Source organism: Zoogloea sp. (assembly GCF_028689785.1).
GTDB lineage: Bacteria > Pseudomonadota > Gammaproteobacteria > Burkholderiales > Rhodocyclaceae > Zoogloea.
In genome coordinates, this window is record NZ_JAQVCN010000021.1 from 13,445 (window position 1) to 31,133 (window position 17,689).

Annotated in this window: 13 protein-coding genes; 2 read left to right on the top strand and 11 right to left on the bottom strand. The window is 65.4% G+C overall.

Annotated features, from left to right (window positions below):
- Positions 1-7 precede the first annotated feature (7 nt).
- From PHI64_RS11135 to PHI64_RS11180, 10 genes are all read right to left on the bottom strand, one after another.
- On the bottom strand, positions 8-1,777 hold the full coding sequence (locus tag PHI64_RS11135; protein WP_299882613.1) for a restriction endonuclease subunit S: 1,770 nt from the start codon (positions 1,775-1,777) through the stop codon (positions 8-10).
- Positions 1,774-2,826 (bottom strand): PDDEXK nuclease domain-containing protein, encoded by a 1,053-nt coding sequence (locus PHI64_RS11140; protein WP_299882615.1) that lies wholly within the window; start codon positions 2,824-2,826, stop codon positions 1,774-1,776. The genes PHI64_RS11135 and PHI64_RS11140 overlap by 4 nt, the downstream gene beginning before the upstream one ends.
- Positions 2,823-4,316: a class I SAM-dependent DNA methyltransferase gene (locus PHI64_RS11145; RefSeq protein ID WP_299882617.1), complete on the bottom strand. Its 1,494-nt coding sequence runs from the start codon at positions 4,314-4,316 to the stop codon at positions 2,823-2,825. The genes PHI64_RS11140 and PHI64_RS11145 overlap by 4 nt, the downstream gene beginning before the upstream one ends.
- A 17-nt stretch (positions 4,317-4,333) precedes the next feature.
- Positions 4,334-6,676 (bottom strand): EcoAI/FtnUII family type I restriction enzme subunit R, encoded by a 2,343-nt coding sequence (gene hsdR, locus PHI64_RS11150; protein WP_299882619.1) that lies wholly within the window; start codon positions 6,674-6,676, stop codon positions 4,334-4,336.
- Between the two features lie 224 nt (positions 6,677-6,900).
- On the bottom strand, positions 6,901-7,497 hold the full coding sequence (locus tag PHI64_RS11155) for an ACP phosphodiesterase (RefSeq protein WP_299882621.1): 597 nt from the start codon (positions 7,495-7,497) through the stop codon (positions 6,901-6,903).
- Between the two features lie 230 nt (positions 7,498-7,727).
- A complete protein-coding gene (locus PHI64_RS11160; protein ID WP_299882623.1) occupies positions 7,728-9,038 on the bottom strand; it encodes a ferric reductase-like transmembrane domain-containing protein in 1,311 nt (436 codons plus the stop codon).
- A 34-nt stretch (positions 9,039-9,072) separates the two neighbouring features.
- On the bottom strand, positions 9,073-10,314 hold the full coding sequence (locus PHI64_RS11165; protein ID WP_299882625.1) for an efflux transporter outer membrane subunit: 1,242 nt from the start codon (positions 10,312-10,314) through the stop codon (positions 9,073-9,075).
- Between the two features lie 32 nt (positions 10,315-10,346).
- Positions 10,347-10,496 (bottom strand): hypothetical protein, encoded by a 150-nt coding sequence (locus PHI64_RS11170; protein ID WP_299882627.1) that lies wholly within the window; start codon positions 10,494-10,496, stop codon positions 10,347-10,349.
- Between the two features lie 2 nt (positions 10,497-10,498).
- Positions 10,499-13,615, bottom strand: a complete 3,117-nt coding sequence (locus PHI64_RS11175) for an efflux RND transporter permease subunit (RefSeq protein WP_299882629.1) — start codon at positions 13,613-13,615, stop codon at positions 10,499-10,501.
- A gap of 2 nt (positions 13,616-13,617) precedes the next feature.
- The gene (locus tag PHI64_RS11180) at positions 13,618-14,820 is read right to left on the bottom strand and encodes an efflux RND transporter periplasmic adaptor subunit (protein ID WP_299882631.1); all 1,203 of its coding nucleotides are present in this window, start codon (positions 14,818-14,820) and stop codon (positions 13,618-13,620) included.
- 177 nt (positions 14,821-14,997) lie between these two features.
- Between PHI64_RS11180 and PHI64_RS11185 the strand changes: the two genes are divergently transcribed.
- Positions 14,998-16,467: an ATP-binding protein gene (locus PHI64_RS11185; RefSeq protein WP_299882633.1), complete on the top strand. Its 1,470-nt coding sequence runs from the start codon at positions 14,998-15,000 to the stop codon at positions 16,465-16,467.
- Positions 16,468-16,470: 3 nt separating this feature from the next.
- On the top strand, positions 16,471-17,151 hold the full coding sequence (locus PHI64_RS11190) for a response regulator (RefSeq protein ID WP_299882636.1): 681 nt from the start codon (positions 16,471-16,473) through the stop codon (positions 17,149-17,151).
- 33 nt (positions 17,152-17,184) lie between these two features.
- Here the strand turns inward: PHI64_RS11190 and fur are convergent, their stop codons facing one another.
- Positions 17,185-17,646: a ferric iron uptake transcriptional regulator gene (gene fur, locus PHI64_RS11195; protein ID WP_299882638.1), complete on the bottom strand. Its 462-nt coding sequence runs from the start codon at positions 17,644-17,646 to the stop codon at positions 17,185-17,187.
- Between the last annotated feature and the right edge of the window lie 43 nt (positions 17,647-17,689).

The window sequence follows — 17,689 nt, forward strand, 5'->3', positions numbered from 1 at the left end:
CTGTTACTCAGCCGATGGCCCGCTCGACGAGAGCATCGGCGAGGTGGTGCTGGGTGGTTTGGGCATCGCTGAGGCGGGACTTGAGCTGATCGCACAGGGCCATCAGCTCGTCTACCTTGCCGACGATGCGGTGTTGTTCGGCCAGAGGTGGAAGCGCAAAAAAGTAGCGATTAAGCTCTTGACCAGCGAAGTGCTTAATTGTTGCGCCGGTAAAGAACTGGTCGAGACGCTTGCACAGCGCATCGGCTTGCAGGCAATTTGCGATGTGCTCAGGGAGAATCCCCCCGAAAACACGTACTCGGTGCAAGGCCTTCTGAAAATACATCTCCGATCTCTCCGTACGCCAGATCGCGCACCGCCCGGGCTCGCCTCCTTCGCAGATAAGTAAATCACCATCTCTCAACCGATACTCTTCCAACTCGTATGGTTCAAGATTGATTTCCTTGATGTCGTCAAGCTTGAATTGTTGCCACTGGACGTTGGTGTTCCGCAAATATGGGTAAGCTGCGCCGGAATTTTTTGCTCTATCAAGCATCTTCCCGAGTCTGCATTCAGCGACTTGGTAAGTGCGAACCCACTCCCAGCCTTTTGGCAGGTCGTAGGGCTTCTCATTGTCGGCAATCGGCGGCAGTGGCTTTTCCTTCTTAATCTTCCCTTCCTTTACCAGCTTCGCCTTCTCGGCGGCGATCTTCTTGAGCAGTTCGCTGGCGGGTTCGTCGTTCGGGTCTTGCGGGACGAGCTTGCCCATCACCGCCAGTTGCAGGATGGTTTGCTTGAGCTGGGCTATGCTCTCTTCGGTGGTGAACAGCGTGTCGAAGTGGCCGGCGATGCGCTGCCAAGCGCTGGCGAATTGTGCGTGATCGGCGGCGCTGGTCAGCGCGCTCAACAAGGTTTCCACCAGCGTTTGATGGGCGCCGAGGCTGGCGTCGGTTTCTTGCTCAAGCTGGTCGCACAGCGCCATCAGCTCGTCGACTTTGGCGACGAGGCGGTGTTGTTCGGTGAGAGGAGGCAAGGGAATCAGGAACTTACCAAGGTCTGCGGCTGACAGATTGGGCTGCGCAGTTCCATTGTCATATTTTTGAATCTGCCTGTAAGAGAGAGGACTATCAAAAAAGTTATGAAAGTAGAACCTATCTGATTCCCCAATCAATCTGACAATGACGAGAGATGAGGCAATGGCACCTCTCGAAAATCCTTCGACAATCGCGGATTTTCCAAGCGACCCTCGGAGACAAAAAAGGATGTCACCGTCCGAAAACTTTCCTCCGCTGAGTAGGTTGAACCGCTCCTCGGATATGAAAGTCATCTCCGATGTATTAATTCTTCCACTTTGCAGGTGCCCTGCGTTCACAAAGGGAATGCCTGAATCGACGAGCAGAGATTTGTTTGGGTAGTTTTTACTTCGGTCGCCGTTCTCCAACTCACAAAGCACTGACAGTCGAATCCATATCCATCCTGGCGGTATTTCGAACGGTTTTTCTGCTTCCGTGATCGGCGGCAGCGGCTTTTCCTTCTTGATCTTGCCCGCCTTCACCAACCTCGCCTTCTCAGCGGCAATCTTCTTGAGCAGTTCACTCGCCGGCTCATCGTTCGGGTCCTGCGGCACCAGCAGGCCGCGCACGGCCAGCTCCAGAATCAGCTCCCGCAGCTTCTTGATCCCGTACAGCTCGACCTTGCTGGACGAACCCCGGCCGGCGGTGGATTTGCGTTTAAGGGCGGTGGTCCACAGATCAAGGTGATCCGTGACGAGGGTTTCCACGGGCGACACGGCGTTCATGCCTGGGCCTCGCGCTGGTTTTCGAGCAGGGCGCGGTCGCGTTGCAGTTCGGCTTGCAGTTCGGCCTCCGAGGGCAGGAAGGGGCGGTAGCGGCTGGCGAAGAGTTGCTGGCTGTCGGCGAGCAGCGAGTATTTGGCGACGGCTTCGTTGCGCTCGGAACAGAGGATCAGGCCCAGGGTGGGGTTGTCGCCTTCGGCGCGGTATTGCTCTTCGAACACGCGCACGTACATGTCCATCTGGCCGACATCCTGATGGGCGAGCTTGCCGATCTTGAGATCGATGAGGACGAAGCATTTGAGCAGGTAGTTGTAGAAGACCAGATCGATGAAGCAGTCTTCATTTTCAACGCGCAGGTGCTTCTGGCGGGCGACAAAGGCGAAACCCTTGCCCAGCTCCAGCAGGAAGGCTTGCAGTTGCTGGATGAGGCCGGTTTCCAGCTCGCTCTCGAAGAGGGCGGCGCCGGGCTGGGCGTCGATGAATTCAAGAATGTAAGGGTCGCGGATGAAGTCGCGCGGATCGGCCGGGGTTTGCGCGGCGATCAGGCTGCTGGCTTCCTGCCGGAGGGCGGCCTTGTCCTGGCTGGAAAGCAGGCGCTCGTAGTAGAGGGTGGCTATCTGGCGATCCAGGGCGCGGGCGCTCCAGCCTTGCTGGCTGGCTTCGTTCATGTACCAGTTGCGGGCGTCGAGATTGTCGATGCGCATGAGCTGGCGCAGGTGGGTCCAGGTCAAATTGCTACGCAGCGCGTAGCGAATCTGCTCGTCGCTGAAGGTGAGGTAGAACTGACGGAAATTGCGCAGGTTGGCGGTGGTGAAGCCTTTGCCGAAATCTTCGGTCAGGCGCGCGGCCAGCGCGGCGAGCACGCCCTGGCCGTAGGCGGCGCGGGCCTCGCCGCCTTGCTCATGCTCGACGATGCGGCGACCGATCTGCCAGTAGGCTTCGACCATGGCGGTGTTGACGGCGCGGTAGCTCTGTTGACGGGCGGCGTGCAGGATGCCGCGAATCTGCTGGTACAACTCTGGCGGGAGCGCGGTGTTTTCCAGCCGGCTCATGCGTCGCGCTCCAGTGCAGCGGCGAGGATGCGCTTGAGCTGGTCGCGCAGCGACTGGATGTCCTGCTGCTGTGCCTGATACTGCTGCAGGAGTTGTTCCGGGTCGTGGCTGATCTGCTCGCCGACGTGCGGGTTCTTGATGTCGAGGTTGTAGTTGCGGGCGGCAATGTCTTCGAGGCTGACTTTCCAGGCCTGCGGGGTTTCGACGCGGGCCGCGAAGCCGTCGCTTTCGTCGCCCCACCAGGCGCATTCGCTGGCGAATTCCTCGAACTGCATGGGGCGGGTCTTGTTGTAGCTGCTGACGCCCTCGGGGTAGGGGTGCTCGTAAAACCAGACTTCCTTGCTTGCCGGCCATTCGGCCTCGGGCTTCTTGGTGAAGAAAAGAATGTTGGTCTTGATGCCGGTGTAAGGGCTGAACACGCCATTGGGCAGGCGGACGATGGTGTGCAGATGGCATTGCTCCAGCAGCGTCTGCTTGAGGCGGGTCTTCATGCCTTCGCCGAACAGGAAGCCATCGGGCAGCACCACTGCGGCGCGGCCGTGGCTTTTGAGCAGGCGGACCACCAGCGCCATGAACAGGTCGGCGGTTTCGCGGGTGCGCAGGGTTGCGGGGAACTGGTTTTCGACGCCGTCCTCTTCCATGCCGCCAAAGGGCGGGTTGGTGACGATGACGTTGACGCGGTCGGCCTCGCCGTAGTCGGTGTAGGCACGGCGGCTGAGCATGTTGTCGTGTTCGATCTGGGTCGGGGTGTCGATGCCGTGCAGGATCATGTTGGTGGTGCACAGCATGTGCGGCAGGGCTTTCTTCTCGACCCCGTGGATGCTGGCGACGAGGACGGCTTCGTCCGCCGCGTTCTTCACGTAGTGCTTGCGCTTGTGGTCGATGGCGCAGGCGAGAAAACCGCCAGTGCCGCAGGCCGGATCGAGCACGCTCTCATTGAGCTTGGGATCGACCCGGTCGACGATGAACTTGGTGACGGCGCGGGGGGTGTAGAACTCGCCCGCATTGCCGGCGCTTTGCAGGTCTTTGAGGATCTGTTCGTAGATGCTGCCGAAGGTGTGGCGGTCTTGCGTGTTGTTGAAATTGATCTCGCAGATCTTGTTGATGACCTGCCGCATGAGGGTGCCGGACTTCATGTAGTTGTAGGCATCCTCGAAGACGTTGCGGATGACCTTGGCGCGTTCGCCGGTGGGGCCGCTGACTGCGAGTTTGTTCTTCAGCGTGGGAAAGAGCTGGAGGTTCACGAAGTCGCCCAGCTCGTCGCCGGTCATGCCTTCGGGGTCGGCCGCCCAGTTGCGCCAGCGCAGGTGCTCGGGCAGCGGCGATTTGTAGTGGTCTTCCAGCAGCTCGATTTCGGCTTCGCGGTCATCGTAAATCTTGAGGAAGAACATCCAGACCAACTGGCTGATGCGCTGGGCGTCGCCGTCGACGCCGACATCCTTGCGCATGATGTCCTGGATGGATTTGATGATGCCGCTGACGTTGCTCATTGAGATTCCAGTGTTGCTTAACTTGCTTGTTTGAAGAGTTCGGTTTCAAGGGCCTGCAAGGCCGCTTCGTATTGGGCCTTGCCGCCAAAAACGCCGTTGATGATTTCCACCGGCGTGCCCAGCTGCTTGAAGGGATCAAGCTTTAGGACGTTGTTGTTCTCGATGCTGACAATGCCTTCGTCTGCGTATTTGTCGAGCAGGGCTTCCAGCACGGCACGCGCCTTGTCGCCGTACTGGGTGAAGTAGTTGCGCTTCTTGACGTTATTGGCGCGCTCGGCGCGGGTGAGGGGCGGCTGGTCAAAGGCAATGTGGCAGATGAGGTCGAAATCGCCGTAGTCCGTGCCCACTTCCCTGGCGAGTTTGGGCAGCTCGATGCCGTACTCCGCAAGGACCTCGATGATGGCGGCCTTCTTCTTGCTGCCGTTCCACTTTTGCAGGAAGTCGTCCAGTGAGCCGAATTCCTGACAGATGTTCTTGCGGCTGTAGTCACGGTAGCTTTCGGTGACCATCTGGCCGTCTTCGCCATAAACCTCGACGCGCTCGGCAACGATGTGAACCGTGACGCCGCCGACGTGGTACTTCCTGATGATTTCGCCTTCTTCACCCCCCGCTTCATCCTCTTCTCCGTCGCCTTCGGGATCGGGGGGGACCGGGTCGTCGTCATCCCCGGGTTCGTAGATGACGACCGGCTCACCATCGAAATCCGGGTCTTTGAAGAGCTCGGTGGCCTTCTTGAAATCCATGATGGTGAAGAAATATTTGTTCTGCGATTCTTCGATGCGCGTGCCACGACCGACGATCTGCTTGAAGGTGGTCATCGAGTTGATGGTCTTGTCGAGCACAATGAGCTTGCAGGTCTTGGCGTCCACGCCGGTAGTCAGCAATTCCGAGGTGGTGGCGATGACGGGGTATCTGCTCTCCGGATCGATGAAGTTGTCCAGCTCGGCCTTGCCCTCCACGCTGTCGCCGGTGATGCGCATCACGTACTTGCTGTTGGCTTTAGCAAGCTGCCCGGAAGCATTGACGATGGCCTTGCGCATGCGCTCGGCGTGGTCGATGTCTTCGCAGAAGATGATGGTCTTCTGGAACGGGTCGGTGGCGTTGAGCAGCTTCATGACGCGCTCGGCGACGAGCTTGGTGCGCTGGTTGAGCACCAGGATACGGTCCATGTCGAGCTGGTTGTATTCGCGCTGCTCGATCTCGTTGCCGAGATCGTCTTTCATGCCGGGTGGCGGCGTCCAGCCGTGAATGTCCTTGTCGATGTCGATACGCACCACTTTGTAGGGTGCGAGGAATCCGTCCTGAATGCCCTGTTTCAGCGAATAGGTGTAGATCGGTTCGCCAAAATAGGTGATGTTGGAGGCGTATTTGGTTTCCTTGGGCGTGGCGGTCATGCCCAGCTGGATGGCACCATCGAAATACTCAAGGATTTCTTTCCAGGCGGAATCATCGTTGGCGCTGCCACGGTGACACTCGTCGATGACGATCAGATCAAAAAAATCGCGTTTGACCGACTTGAATATCTTGTCTTCCTCATCGGGGCCGGTGAGTGCCTGATAGAGGCCCAGATAGACCTCGTAGGCAGGGTCGATCTTGCGATTGCGGATTTTGGTCATCACCGAGCCGAAGGGCTTGAAGTCGTTGACCAGTGTCTGGTCCGCCAGAATGTTGCGGTCCACCAGGAAAAGGATGCGTTTTGCCTTCTTGGCCTTCCAGAGACGGTAGATGATCTGGAAGGTGGTGTAGGTCTTGCCCGTGCCGGTGGCCATGACCAGTAGCAGGCGCTTTTCGCCTTGGGCCACTTTCTCGATCACGCGGTTGATGGCTTCGGCCTGGTAATAGCGGGGCTCCTTGTTGCTGCCATCATCGTGATACGGTTCGGTAACGAGGGATTCCTGATCGTCCGCAATACCTCTGAAACGCTTGTAGCGCGCCCACAGTTCCGCTGGCGATGGAAACGCATCCAGCCCGAATTCGGTTTCAGTGTCTTCGCCTTCGGCAGCCACCTTGTTATGGCTAGCAAAGCCGTCACCGTTGGAACTGAAGGCGCAGGGCACCTCCAGAATGTCGGCGTAGCCCAGGGCCTGCTGCAAGCCATGGCTGATGGTGTAGTTGTTTTCCTTGGCTTCGACCACCGCGACCGGTACGCCTTTTTCCTTCTGGAGCACGTAGTCGGCGAATTTTTTCTTTTTCTTGTTGCGCGAGGACAGATTGCCGCGAACGACGACCGGGCCCGGCGTCAAGGTTACTTCACGACGAATCTGCGTCATCTCGTCCCAACCCGCCTGGACGATGGCCGGCGTGATGAACTTGGCCTTGATGTCTGACTCGCTGAGTTCCTTCTTCTCGTTGCTATCCATCAGGGGAATCCAAAGTTGAATGACGCATGGCTTGTTTGCGCCATCGGTGCGCTGCTGGGCTTCGGATTCTATCCGGTTTCTATATGTCAGCTTGGCGGCATATTTCGCTCATTCGGCAAACAAGATCGGTCGGCCACGGGCAACGTCCTGTCGGCGGTTGGGCGCTCCGTAATACTGCTCTGCTCCCAAGCCTCCATCCCCACCCACAAGCCGTCTCGCCCCCATCACCGCCCCCCGCGCACCTCTTCCGCAAACCCCAGCGCATCCGGAAAGAATTCCAGAAAATCCGCCTCAAACCCCGGGTAAGCGGCCAGCAGCTCCTCACCGGCGCCGGCCAGGGGATTGGGCTGGCGGGCCCGGTGGTGGGCCATGCGGTCGAGGGCGAGGGCCACGTTGGCGGGGTCGCGGTAGCTGCCCAGCCAGTCGTGGGCGGCCATGCGTGCAAAGACTGGCGCGAAGGGGGCGGGCAGGTCGTCGAGCCGGGTGGCGATCAGGCGGTAGGTTCCGGCGGTGAAGTCGGCCAGGGGTTCGGGGCAGTAGCGCTGCCAGTGCACGGCCAGGAGGTGGTCGTAGAACATGTCCACCAGTACGCCGCCAAAGCGTTTTCTTGCGTCACTCACCCGTGCCCGGCTGCGCCGGAAAGCGGGGTGGGTGTCGGCAAAGCTGTCGATGCGCCGATGCAGCCTCACGCCCTCGGCCAGGGCCGGGTCCAGCCACGCGGGGCAGGGTTGCAGCAGGCCCTTCACGAAGTCGCCGGCCACCCCGCCGACACGATCGGTGGCGAGAGGGCCGGCGAGGAGGGCGTGGGCGAGGTAGTTCATGGAGGCAGATCAGGGGGGCTCCCTTCAAGTCTAGCCTGAGCTTGCCTCGCCGAGGCTTGCGGCGGGTTGATACCCTGGGTGGCAACGGTTCGGCCAACGCTTTTGCGGTGGGTTTCTCTCACGCATTCAGTGCGGACATGCTGCGCTGATTGCGACCACTCGTCCGGCGTGCCCTCTGTGGGCTGCCGGCGGAGCTCCGGCCGGGGAAGCGCCGCGCCTGAGTCCTTCCCTCAGCGAAACTCGAACAGCTCCCGGTGGAATGCCGGCGCATCGGCGCCCTTGCCCAATGCCCGGGCCAGGGCGTCGCCCCATGCCGCGGGGCCGCAGAACCACAGGCTGGCGCCGGGGCGGAGGCGGGCTTTCACGGCTGCGGGGGTGAGGGGGCCGTCTTCTTCCGCGTAGATGCGGTGCAGGCGGATGCCGGCGGCCTGGCACAGGCCCGGCAGGGTGTCGGGGTAGCCCGGTTCGTGACGGCGGCTGCAGTAGAAGAAGTCCACCGGGCTCTGGCTGCCGCCCCGGGCGGCGAGTTCTTCAAGGCGGGCCAGGAAGGGGGTGATGCCGATGCCGCCGGCCACCCACACCTGGGGGCCGGGGGTGGCGCCGTCAAAGGTGAAGCCGCCGTAGGGGCCTTCCAGACGGATGCGCTGGCCGGGCGCCAGCAGCCCGGGCAGGCTGCGGGTGTAGTCGCCCAGGGCCTTGATGGCCAGGCTCAGGCGGCCGTCGCTGGGGTTCCAGACACTGGCCAGGGTGAAGGGGTGGGCGCCTTCGCCGGTGTGACCGAAGTCGGCGAGCAGGTGCTGGCCGGCCCGGTGGCCCGGCCACGGGCCAAGCGGCCGGCAATGCAGGGCGAGCACCCCGTCGGCATGGGATTCGATGGTCTCGATGACCGCCTCCACCCGGTGCCGGGCACCAATGCGCCCGCGCAGGGACAAGGCCGCCGGCACCACGCCAAGGGCGGCCATGCCGGCCGTCAGCCAGCCCAGGGGCTGCTGCCAGAAGCTGGCCGGCATCAGCATCAGGCCGTGGTAGGCGCCGGCAATGAAGACCAGGGGAAAGAGCTTGTGCACCCAGCGGAAGTAACGGTAGGGGATGCGCTTGACCAGGGCGATCAGCACCAGCGCCAGCAGGATGTAGCCCGCCCACTCGCCCACGTCCTTGGCCAGGTCCACCCACACGTCGGCAGGCCCCTTGGGAGGGCGCGGGCCCCGCACAGGGCGCTCGATGAAGCCGGCCTTGGCCAGGTTCTTGGGCAGCCATTCAAGCATCCAGTGGGTGAACACGATGATGCCGGCGCCGATGCCGATGTCCTTGTGCAGGCGGTACAGGCGGTCGAGGCCGCCAAAACGCTGCTCCAGCCAGGCGGGCCGGGCGGCCAGCACCATGCCGGCGCTCATCCACCACAGGGCCAGAGTGCCGGACAGAAGGATCAGGGCGCGGCGCCAGTCCCAGGCGTTGCGGGCGCTGGCCAGTACGTCGGGCAGGGCAAACCCGGCCCATACCAGGAAGGGCAGGCCGGCAAGGAGGACAAGGGGGCGTTTCATGATGGGTATTCCGGATGGGGCGATGGGGTACGGATCAGGGGCTGGCGGGGCTGAGGGCTCCTCCGCCCAGCACCTTGTAGAGGGTGACGCTGTTGCTGGCGGCGGCGAGCTTGAGGCTGACCAGGTTCTGCCGGGCGGCGTACAGGCTGCGCTGGGCGTCCAGGGTGCTCAGGTAGCTGTCCACACCCTTCAGATAGCGGGCCTCGGACAGCCGGTAGCTGGCCGCGGTGGCGTCCACCAGCTTCTGCTGGGCGTCGAGGCGGGTGTCCACGGTGGCGCGCTGGGCCAGGGCGTCGGCCACCTCGCGGAAGGCGCTCTGCACGGTCTGTTCGTAGCGGGCCAGGGCGATGTTCCGGTCGGCTTCGGCCACCTGCAGGTTGGCCCGGTTGGCGCCCCCGTCGAAGATAGGCAGGCTGACCTGGGGGATGAAGGTCCAGGCGCCCGATCCGGCGGCAAACAGCCCGCCCAGGCTGGTGCTGGCGCTGCCGGCGGTGGCGGTCAGGCTGATGCGCGGAAAGAAGGCGGCCCGGGCGGCACCGATGCTGGCGTTGGCGGCACGCAGCGCGCGCTCGGCGGCGAGCACGTCGGGGCGCTCCTGGAGCACCGTGGAGGGCAGGCCGGCGGGCAGGGGGCGCAGGGCCGTCACGCTGTCGAGGCCGGCGGGCGGCAGCAGGCTGTCGGGCAGCGGGGCGCCGGCCAGCAGCACCAGGGCGTTGCGGTCCACGGCCACTTGGGCGGTGTAGGTGGCCACATCCCGGCGGGCGGTCTCCACACTGGTCTCGATCTGGCGCAGCTCCAGCTCGCTGCCCACCCCCAGCTCGACGCGCTTGCGGGTCAGCGTCAGGCTGCTCTGCTGGCTGGTCAGGGTGTCCCGGGATATGGCCAGCAGGGCGCTGTCGGCCGACAGGGTGAGGTAGGCTGCGGCCACCTCGGCCACCAGGCTGATGCGCGTGCTGCGCAGGGTGTCCTCGCTGGCCAGGTAGCTCTCCAGGGCTTGGTCGCGCAGGCTCTGCAGGCGGCCGAAGAGGTCGATTTCCCAGCCGCTTACGCCCAGATCCACGCTGTGGCTGCGGCTTGTGACGGCCTGTCCGCTGCCCGACAGCTCGGCCGGAGTGCGCTTGGCGGTGGTACCGGCGCTGGCGTTGATGGCGGGAAACAGCCCGGCGCGCTGGACGCGGTACTGGGCGCGGGCCTTGTCGATGGCCAGGGCGGTCTGGCGCAGGTCGCGGTTGTTGGCCAGGGCCAGGTCGATGAGCTGGCGCAGGCGTTCATCCACGAAGAACGCGCGCCAGCCCAGGGTGGCTACGTTTAGGTGGCGTCGGTGCTGGGGGCATCGGCCCAGCGGGCCTCCACCGGGGCGGTGGGGCGGGTGTAGTCGGGGGCAAGGGTGGCGCAGCCGCCCAGGCTGCCCAGCAGGCCGGCCAGCAGCAGGCTGCGGCTGAAGGTTGGCAGGGTCATTATCAGGCTCCTTGGGGGGCGGGTGCCGGGGTGGGGCGGGAGAACAGCCGGCGCACCGCCACGAAGGCCAGGGGAATGAAGAACAGGCCGAGCACGGTGGCGGTGATCATGCCGCCGAGCACGCCGGTGCCGATGGCGACACGACTCGCCGAGCCGGCGCCGGTACTGATGGCCAGGGGCAGCACGCCCAGGGCGAAGGCCAGGGAAGTCATCAGGATGGGGCGCAGGCGCAGGCGCACGGCCTGCAGGGTGGCGTCGATGAGGCCGGCGCCTTCTTCCTGCAATTGCTTGGCGAACTCCACGATCAGGATGGCATTCTTGGCCGACAGGCCCACGGTGGTCAGCAGGCCGACCTGGAAATACACGTCGTTGGAGAGGCCGCGCAGGCTGGTGGCGAGCACCGCGCCGAGCACGCCCAGGGGCACCACCAGCATCACCGAGAAGGGGATGGACCAGCTCTCGTACAGCGCCGCCAGGCACAGGAACACCACCAGCACCGAGATGGCGTAGAGCAGCGGCGCCTGGGCGCCGGACAGGCGCTCCTGGAAGGACTGGCCGGTCCATTCAAAGCCGATGCCTTCGGGCAGCTGCTTGATGATGGCCTCGATGGCGTTCATGGCGGTGCCGGAGCTGACGCCGGCCGCCGGCTCGCCGACGATCTCGAAGGCGGACATGCCGTTGTAGCGTTCCAGCTGGGGCGAGCCCATGGTCCACCGGGTGGACGAGAAAGCCGAGAAGGGCACCATGCCGCCATCGCCATTGCGCACGTACCAGCTTGCCAGGTCTTCACCCATGGCCCGGGCCGGGGCGTCGCCCTGCAGATAGACCCGCTTGACCCGGCCCTTGTCGATGAAGTCATTGACGTAGGTGCCGCCGCTGGCGGTGGACAGGGTGTCGTTGATGTTCGACAGGGAGAGGCCGAAGGCGCCGGCCTTGCGGTCGTCGATGGCGATGTGGAAGCGCGGCGTGTCGTCGAGGCCGTTCTTGCGCACCTTGGTCAGGGCCGGGTCCTTGGCGGCGAGGGCCAGGAACTGGTCGCGGGCCGCGACCAGCTTGTCGTGGCCGATGCCGCCCAGATCCTGCAGCTCCAGGTCGAAGCCGCTGCTGCTGCCCAGGCCGCGGATGGCTGGGGGCTGCATCACGAAGATCTGGGCATCACGCACCGCCGAGAGGTCGCGGGTGGCCCGGCGGGCAAAGGCTGCGGCCGAGCTGGCGGCGTCTTCGCGCTCGCTCCAGTCCTTCAGCTTGATGAAGGCGCGGCCCGAGTTCTGGGCGCTGCCGCCGTTGCCCATGCCGTTGATGGTGACCAGGCCGGCCACCTCGGGTTGCTGCAGCATGTATTGTTCGAGGGCGTTAACCGCGGCGGTGGTGCGTTCCTTGGTGGCGCCAGCCGGCAGGTTGACCATGGCCATCACGAAGCCCTGGTCTTCCTCGGGCAGGAAGGAGGTGGGCAGGCGCAGGAACAGCACCGACAACAGCCCCACCAGCAGCACATACACCAGGCCGGCACGCCCGCCCCGGCGCAGCAGGCCGGCCACGCCGCCCTGATAGCGCAGGCTTTGGCGGTCGAAGCTGCGGTTGAACCAGGCAAAGAAACCGCGCTGATGGACATGCCCCGGCTTGAGCAGGGTGGCGCACAGGGCCGGGGTGAGGGTCAGGGCCACCAGCACCGACAGCAGCATGGCGGCCACGATGGTGATGGAGAACTGGCGGTAGATGACGCCGGTGGAGCCGCCGAAGAAGGCCATTGGCACGAACACCGCCGACAGCACCAGGGCGATGCCCACCAGGGCACCGGTGATTTCGCCCATGGACTTGCGGGTGGCCTCCCGGGGTGACAGGCCCTCCTCGCTCATGATGCGCTCCACGTTCTCCACCACCACGATGGCGTCGTCCACCAGCAGGCCGATGGCCAGCACCATGCCGAACAGGGTCAGGGTGTTGATGGAGTAGCCGAAGGCTGCCAGCACGCCAAAGGTGCCCAGCAGCACCACCGGCACGGCGATGGCCGGGATGAGGGTGGCGCGGAGGTTCTGCAGGAAGAGGTACATGATCAGCACCACCAGCACGATGGCCTCGATCAGGGTCTTCACCACCTCTTCGATGGAGATGCGCACGAAGGGCGTGGTGTCGTAGGCCACCACCGGCTTGAGCTGCATCTCGGCGGGGAAGAAGCGCGACAGCTCGTCGAGCCGCGCCTGCACCCGCTCGGCGGTCTGCAGGGCGTTGGCGCCAGCCGCCAGCTTGATGCCCAGGGCCGCCGAGGGTTTGCCGTTGTACTGCACGCTGACGTCGTAGTTCTCGCCGCCCAGCTCGATGCGGGCCACGTCGCGCAGCTGCACGGTGGCACCATCGGCGCTGCTTTTCAGAACGATGGCGCCGAACTGGGCCGGGGTCTGCAGCTTGCTGCGGGCGGTGATGGTGGCGTTGATCTGCTGGCCCCCGCGGGACGGCAGGCCGCCAATCTGCCCGGCCGTGACCTCGGTGTTCTGGGCCTGGATGGCGGCCTTCACGTCGGCGGGCATCAACGCGTATTGCTGCAGCCTGGCCGGGTCCAGCCAGATGCGCATGGCGTAGCCGCTGCCCAGGGCCTGCACGTCGCCCACGCCCTCGACGCGGCTCACCGGGTCGAGCAGGCTGGTGGCGATGTAGTCGCCGATGTCGATGGCGGTGGTGTCCGGGTTGTCCGACACCAGGGACACGATCATCAGAAAGTCGGTGCCGGTCTTGGCCACCGACACGCCCAGGTTCTGCACGATCTCGGGCAGGCGCGATTCGGCCTGCTTGAGCTTGTTCTGCACCTGCACCTGGGCCACGTCGGGGTCGGTGCCGGCCTCGAAGGTCAGGGTGATCTGGGCGCTGCCCGCCGAGCTGCTGCTGGAGGACATGTAGCTCAGGTGGTCGAGGCCCTTCATCTGTTGCTCGATGATCTGCACCACCGAGTTCTCGATGGTCTCGGCGGAGGCCCCGGTGTAGTTGGCCGAGATGGTGATCTTGGGCGGAGCGATGTTGGGGTACTGCTCCAGGGACAGGCGGCCGATGGAGAGGGCACCGGCAAGCATCACCACGATGGCGATGACCCAGGCGAAGATGGGGCGGTCGATGAAGAAGCGGGCCATGATCAGACCCCCGGCGTCGGCGTGGCGGCTGCCGCAGGGCGGGCCGCCACCTTGTTGTCCACCACCACGGGTTTGACCACCGCCTTGGGGCGAACCTTCTGGCTGCCTTCGACGATGACCCGCTCACCGGCGGCCAGGCCAGTCTCCACCAGCCAGCTGTCGCCGATGGGGCGGCTTACCTGCAGCACCCGCTGCTCCACGCTGTTGTCGGCGCCCACCACCAGGGCCGTGGCCTCGCCCTTGACGTTGCGCGATACGCCGCGCTGGGGCACCAGCACAGCCTGCTCGGCAACGCCCTCCTGCAGGGCAGCGCGCACGTACATGCCGGGCAGCAGCTCGCCCCTGGGGTTGGGGAAGACGGCGCGCAGGGCCACCGTGCCGGTGCCGGCGTTCACCGTGATGTCGGTGAATTGCAGGCGGCCCTCGTGGCCGTAGCGGCTGCCGTCCTCAAGGATCAGCGCCACGGCGGCCTGGTTGCGCCCGGCCTGGCGGAGCTGGCCGGCCTCGAAGGCGCGGCGCAGGCGCAGGGCGTCGGTGCTGGACTGGGTCAGGTCCACGTAGATCGGGTCCACCTGCTGCACCGTGGCCAGGGCGGTGGCCTGGCCGGCGGTGACCAGGGCGCCGGGCGTGACGGCCGACTTGCCGATACGCCCGGCCACCGGCGCGGTGACGCGGGTGTAGGCCAGGTTGATGGCGGCGCTGTCGAGGGCGGCGCGGGCGGCGTCTACCTCGGCCTCGGCCTGGCGCAGGGCGGCCAGGGCATCGTCGTTGTCCTGCTGGGCAACGGCCTTGATCTCGGCCAGCTCCTTGTAGCGGGCAGCCTTGGGGCGCAGGCTGTCCACGTTGGCGCGGGCCTTGGCCAGGGCGGCGCGGGCGCTGTCCACGGCAGCCTGGTAGGGGGCCGGATCGATGCGGTAGAGCAGCTGGCCGGCCTTTACGTCGGCACCTTCGGTGAACAGCCGCTCGCGGAGGATGCCGCCCACCTGGGGGCGGACTTCGGCCACTACCGTGGACACAGTGCGGCCGGGCAGCTCGGCGCTCAGGGTGACGGGGCGGGCTTCAAGGGTGACCACGCCGACCTCGGTGGGGCCGCCGCCGGGGGCGGGTGGGGCGGCCGACGAGCTGCAGCCGGCGATGAAGGCCGCCATGAGGGCTCCAAGGGTGCTCGTGAGGGCAAACGGTCGGGGGAGGGTGCGGGGAGGCATGACGTTTCCTTTCGGGGAAGTCCGGGCCGGCCTCGGGGCCGGTCTCTCATGCCGCCATTGTCAAAAGCAAATGTGCAGGGAAATTGGAGAGATTGTGGAGATGCCGCCCCGCCCGTTGCCCTTAGCCCGGGACGGAGGCTTAATGGCAGCCCCGGCCCTTCCGATCTCCTGTCCGCCATGAAACTCGGCATCACCACCAAAGCCTTCCTCGCCGTCCTGCTGGTGGCGCTTGCCGTGCTGCTGGCCATGGGCGTGGCCGGGCGCTGGAGCTTCACCCGGGGTTTTGTGGGCTACGTGGACGAGCTGGCCGTGCAGCGGGTGGATGATGTGCTGCCCAAGTTCGTTCAGGCCTATGGTCGCGAGGGCAGCTGGGATTTCCTGCGCAACAATCGCCGGGTCTGGTTCCACCTCACCCGCCCCCGCATGGGTGACGACGAGCCCGGCAACTGGCGGGAGGACCGGGGCGGACGGGATGGGCCGCGGGACGGCCCGAAGGACGGACCGCGGGGTGGGCCCCGGGAAGGGCCGCTGGACTCTCCCCCGGAGTCCGACCTGACCGGGGCCGTTTTTCGCCTCGGCCTGGTGGATGCGGAGCAGCGCTTCGTGATGGGCAACCCCCGCGTGGCGGACGACCCGCGCGCGGTGAGGCGCGCGGTGAGGGTGGACGGGCGGACCGTGGGCTGGCTGGTGATGGGGCCTTTCCAGAGCGTCAGCAACACCGGCGCCCAGCGCTTCTACGACGAACAGCTCTACGCCACCCTGCTGGTCGGAGGCATCGCCGCCCTGGTTGCGGTGGCCATGTCCCTGTGGATCGCCCGCACCCTGGTGGCGCCCATCAAGGGGGTGGCGGCGGCCACCCACCGGCTGGCGGCGGGTGATTACGCCGAGCGGGTCATCCCCAGCTCCCGCGACGAGGTGGGTCAGCTGGCCCGGGATTTCAACAGCCTGGCGCGGACCCTGGAGGCCAACGAGCGCATGCGCCGGGACTTCATGGCCGATGTGTCCCACGAACTGCGCACGCCCCTGGCGGTGTTGCGGGGCGAGCTGGAGGCCATGGAGGACGGGGTGCGCCGCCTCGACGCCGAGGCGCTGCAGTCCCTCAAGGCCGAGGTGATGACCCTGACCCGGCTGGTGAATGATCTCAACGAGCTGGCCCTGGCCGACGTGGGGGCGCTGGTGTACCGCAAGCAGCCGGTGGCTGTGGCCGAGGTGCTGGAGCGCACCGTTGGCGCCTACCGCGAGCGCCTGGCGGGGGCCGGGCTGGCGCTGGAGTTCGTACTGAGCCCCGGGCTCCGCATGGCCGCCGACGAGGCTCGGCTGGCCCAGCTCTTCCGCAACCTGGTGGAGAACACCCTGCGCTACACCGACCCCGGCGGCAGCCTGAAGATCGTCACCCGGCGCGAGGGCGACACGCTATGCATCGACTTCCTCGACTCGGCCCCCGGTGTGCCCGACACCCTGCTGCCCAGGCTCTTCGAGCGCTTCTTCCGCGGCGATGCCTCGCGCAACCGGGCCACGGGGGGCTCGGGCCTGGGCCTGGCCATCTGTCGCAGCATCGTCGAGGCCCACGACGGCAGCATAGCCGCGCACCCCTCGCCCCTGGGCGGGGTGTGGGTGGCCCTGCGTTTCACGGCCCTGGAGGACTGAGCCATGGATGCCGTTTCCGCCTTCATCCTCATCGTCGAGGACGAACCCAAGCTCGCCGCCCTGCTCGGCGACTACCTGAAGGCCGCCGGCCACGAGACCGCATGGATCGCCAACGGCCTGGAGGTGATCCCGGCCATCCGCGCCCGGGCGCCTGATCTGGTGCTGCTCGACCTGATGCTGCCGGGCCGCGACGGCCTGGACATCTGCCGGGAGCTGCGCAGCTTCAGCGAGCTGCCGGTGATCATGATGACCGCCCGCGTCGAGGAGATCGATCGCCTGCTGGGGCTGGAGCTGGGCGCCGACGATTACATCTGCAAGCCCTACAGCCCCCGGGAGGTGGTGGCTCGCTGCAAGGCGGTGCTGCGGCGCAACCGGCGCAGCCTGCCCCCTGAAGGGGCGCCCTTACAGATCGACGAAGCTGGCTGGCGCGCCAGCTTTCACGGCATCGAACTGGATCTCACTCCGGTCGAATTCCGCCTTTTGCGCACCCTGTCGGCGGCGCCGGGGCGGGTATTTTCGCGCGAGCAGCTCCTCGATGGGCTGTATGACGACCACCGGGTGGTCACCGACCGTACCGTGGACAGCCACATCAAGAACCTGCGCCGCAAGCTTGAGCAGATTGCCCCCGAGGCGCCGCTGATCCGCTCGATCTACGGGGTGGGCTACCGCTTCGAAGGGGATTGAGGCGGGAGTTCCGGGTGGGGTGTCACGGGGGTCTCAGCCATCGACCGGGCGCTTGCCCTGGCGGGCCCGGCAGGCGGGGTCGGAGCACACGCCATAGAGGGAAAGGGCGTGTTCCCGCAGCTCGAACCCCCGTCGTTCTGCCACCTGGTGCTGCAGTCGCTCGATCTCCGGGTCGCAGAACTCCTCGACGCGGCCGCAGAGCACGCATACGAGGTGGTCATGGTGCTGGCCCTCGTTCAGTTCATACACTGCCTTGCCCGATTCGAAGTGCAGGCGCGACAGCAGCCCTGCCTGCTCGAACTGGGTGAGGACGCGGTAGATGGTGGCCAGACCAATCTCTTCGCCGTCGGCCAGGAGGGCACGGTAAACATCCTCGGCGCTCAGATGGCGCTGGGCGGTCTCCTGAAAGAGCCGGAGAATGCGGATGCGCGGCCAGGTGGCCTTGAGACCGCTGGAGTGGATGTCACTGGCGTTGTCGGAGGCTGGTCGGGTCATGGGGCCGTTCGATGGGTGGAATGAGTCTGTTTGTTAATGATAA

Excerpts from the sequence above, each read along its gene's own strand:
- PHI64_RS11135 (WP_299882613.1), bottom strand. The coding sequence starts at position 1,777 with ATGAACGCCGTGTCGCCCGTGGAAACCCTCGTCACGGATCACCTTGAT.
- fur (WP_299882638.1), bottom strand. The coding sequence starts at position 17,646 with ATGACCCGACCAGCCTCCGACAACGCCAGTGACATCCACTCCAGCGGT.
- PHI64_RS11190 (WP_299882636.1), top strand. The coding sequence starts at position 16,471 with ATGGATGCCGTTTCCGCCTTCATCCTCATCGTCGAGGACGAACCCAAG.
- PHI64_RS11170 (WP_299882627.1), bottom strand. The coding sequence starts at position 10,496 with ATGACCCTGCCAACCTTCAGCCGCAGCCTGCTGCTGGCCGGCCTGCTG.
- PHI64_RS11160 (WP_299882623.1), bottom strand. The coding sequence starts at position 9,038 with ATGAAACGCCCCCTTGTCCTCCTTGCCGGCCTGCCCTTCCTGGTATGG.
- PHI64_RS11180 (WP_299882631.1), bottom strand. The coding sequence starts at position 14,820 with ATGCCTCCCCGCACCCTCCCCCGACCGTTTGCCCTCACGAGCACCCTT.
- PHI64_RS11185 (WP_299882633.1), top strand. The coding sequence starts at position 14,998 with ATGAAACTCGGCATCACCACCAAAGCCTTCCTCGCCGTCCTGCTGGTG.
- PHI64_RS11145 (WP_299882617.1), bottom strand. The coding sequence starts at position 4,316 with ATGAGCAACGTCAGCGGCATCATCAAATCCATCCAGGACATCATGCGC.
- PHI64_RS11155 (WP_299882621.1), bottom strand. The coding sequence starts at position 7,497 with ATGAACTACCTCGCCCACGCCCTCCTCGCCGGCCCTCTCGCCACCGAT.
- PHI64_RS11175 (WP_299882629.1), bottom strand. The coding sequence starts at position 13,615 with ATGGCCCGCTTCTTCATCGACCGCCCCATCTTCGCCTGGGTCATCGCC.
- hsdR (WP_299882619.1), bottom strand. The coding sequence starts at position 6,676 with ATGGATAGCAACGAGAAGAAGGAACTCAGCGAGTCAGACATCAAGGCC.
- PHI64_RS11140 (WP_299882615.1), bottom strand. The coding sequence starts at position 2,826 with ATGAGCCGGCTGGAAAACACCGCGCTCCCGCCAGAGTTGTACCAGCAG.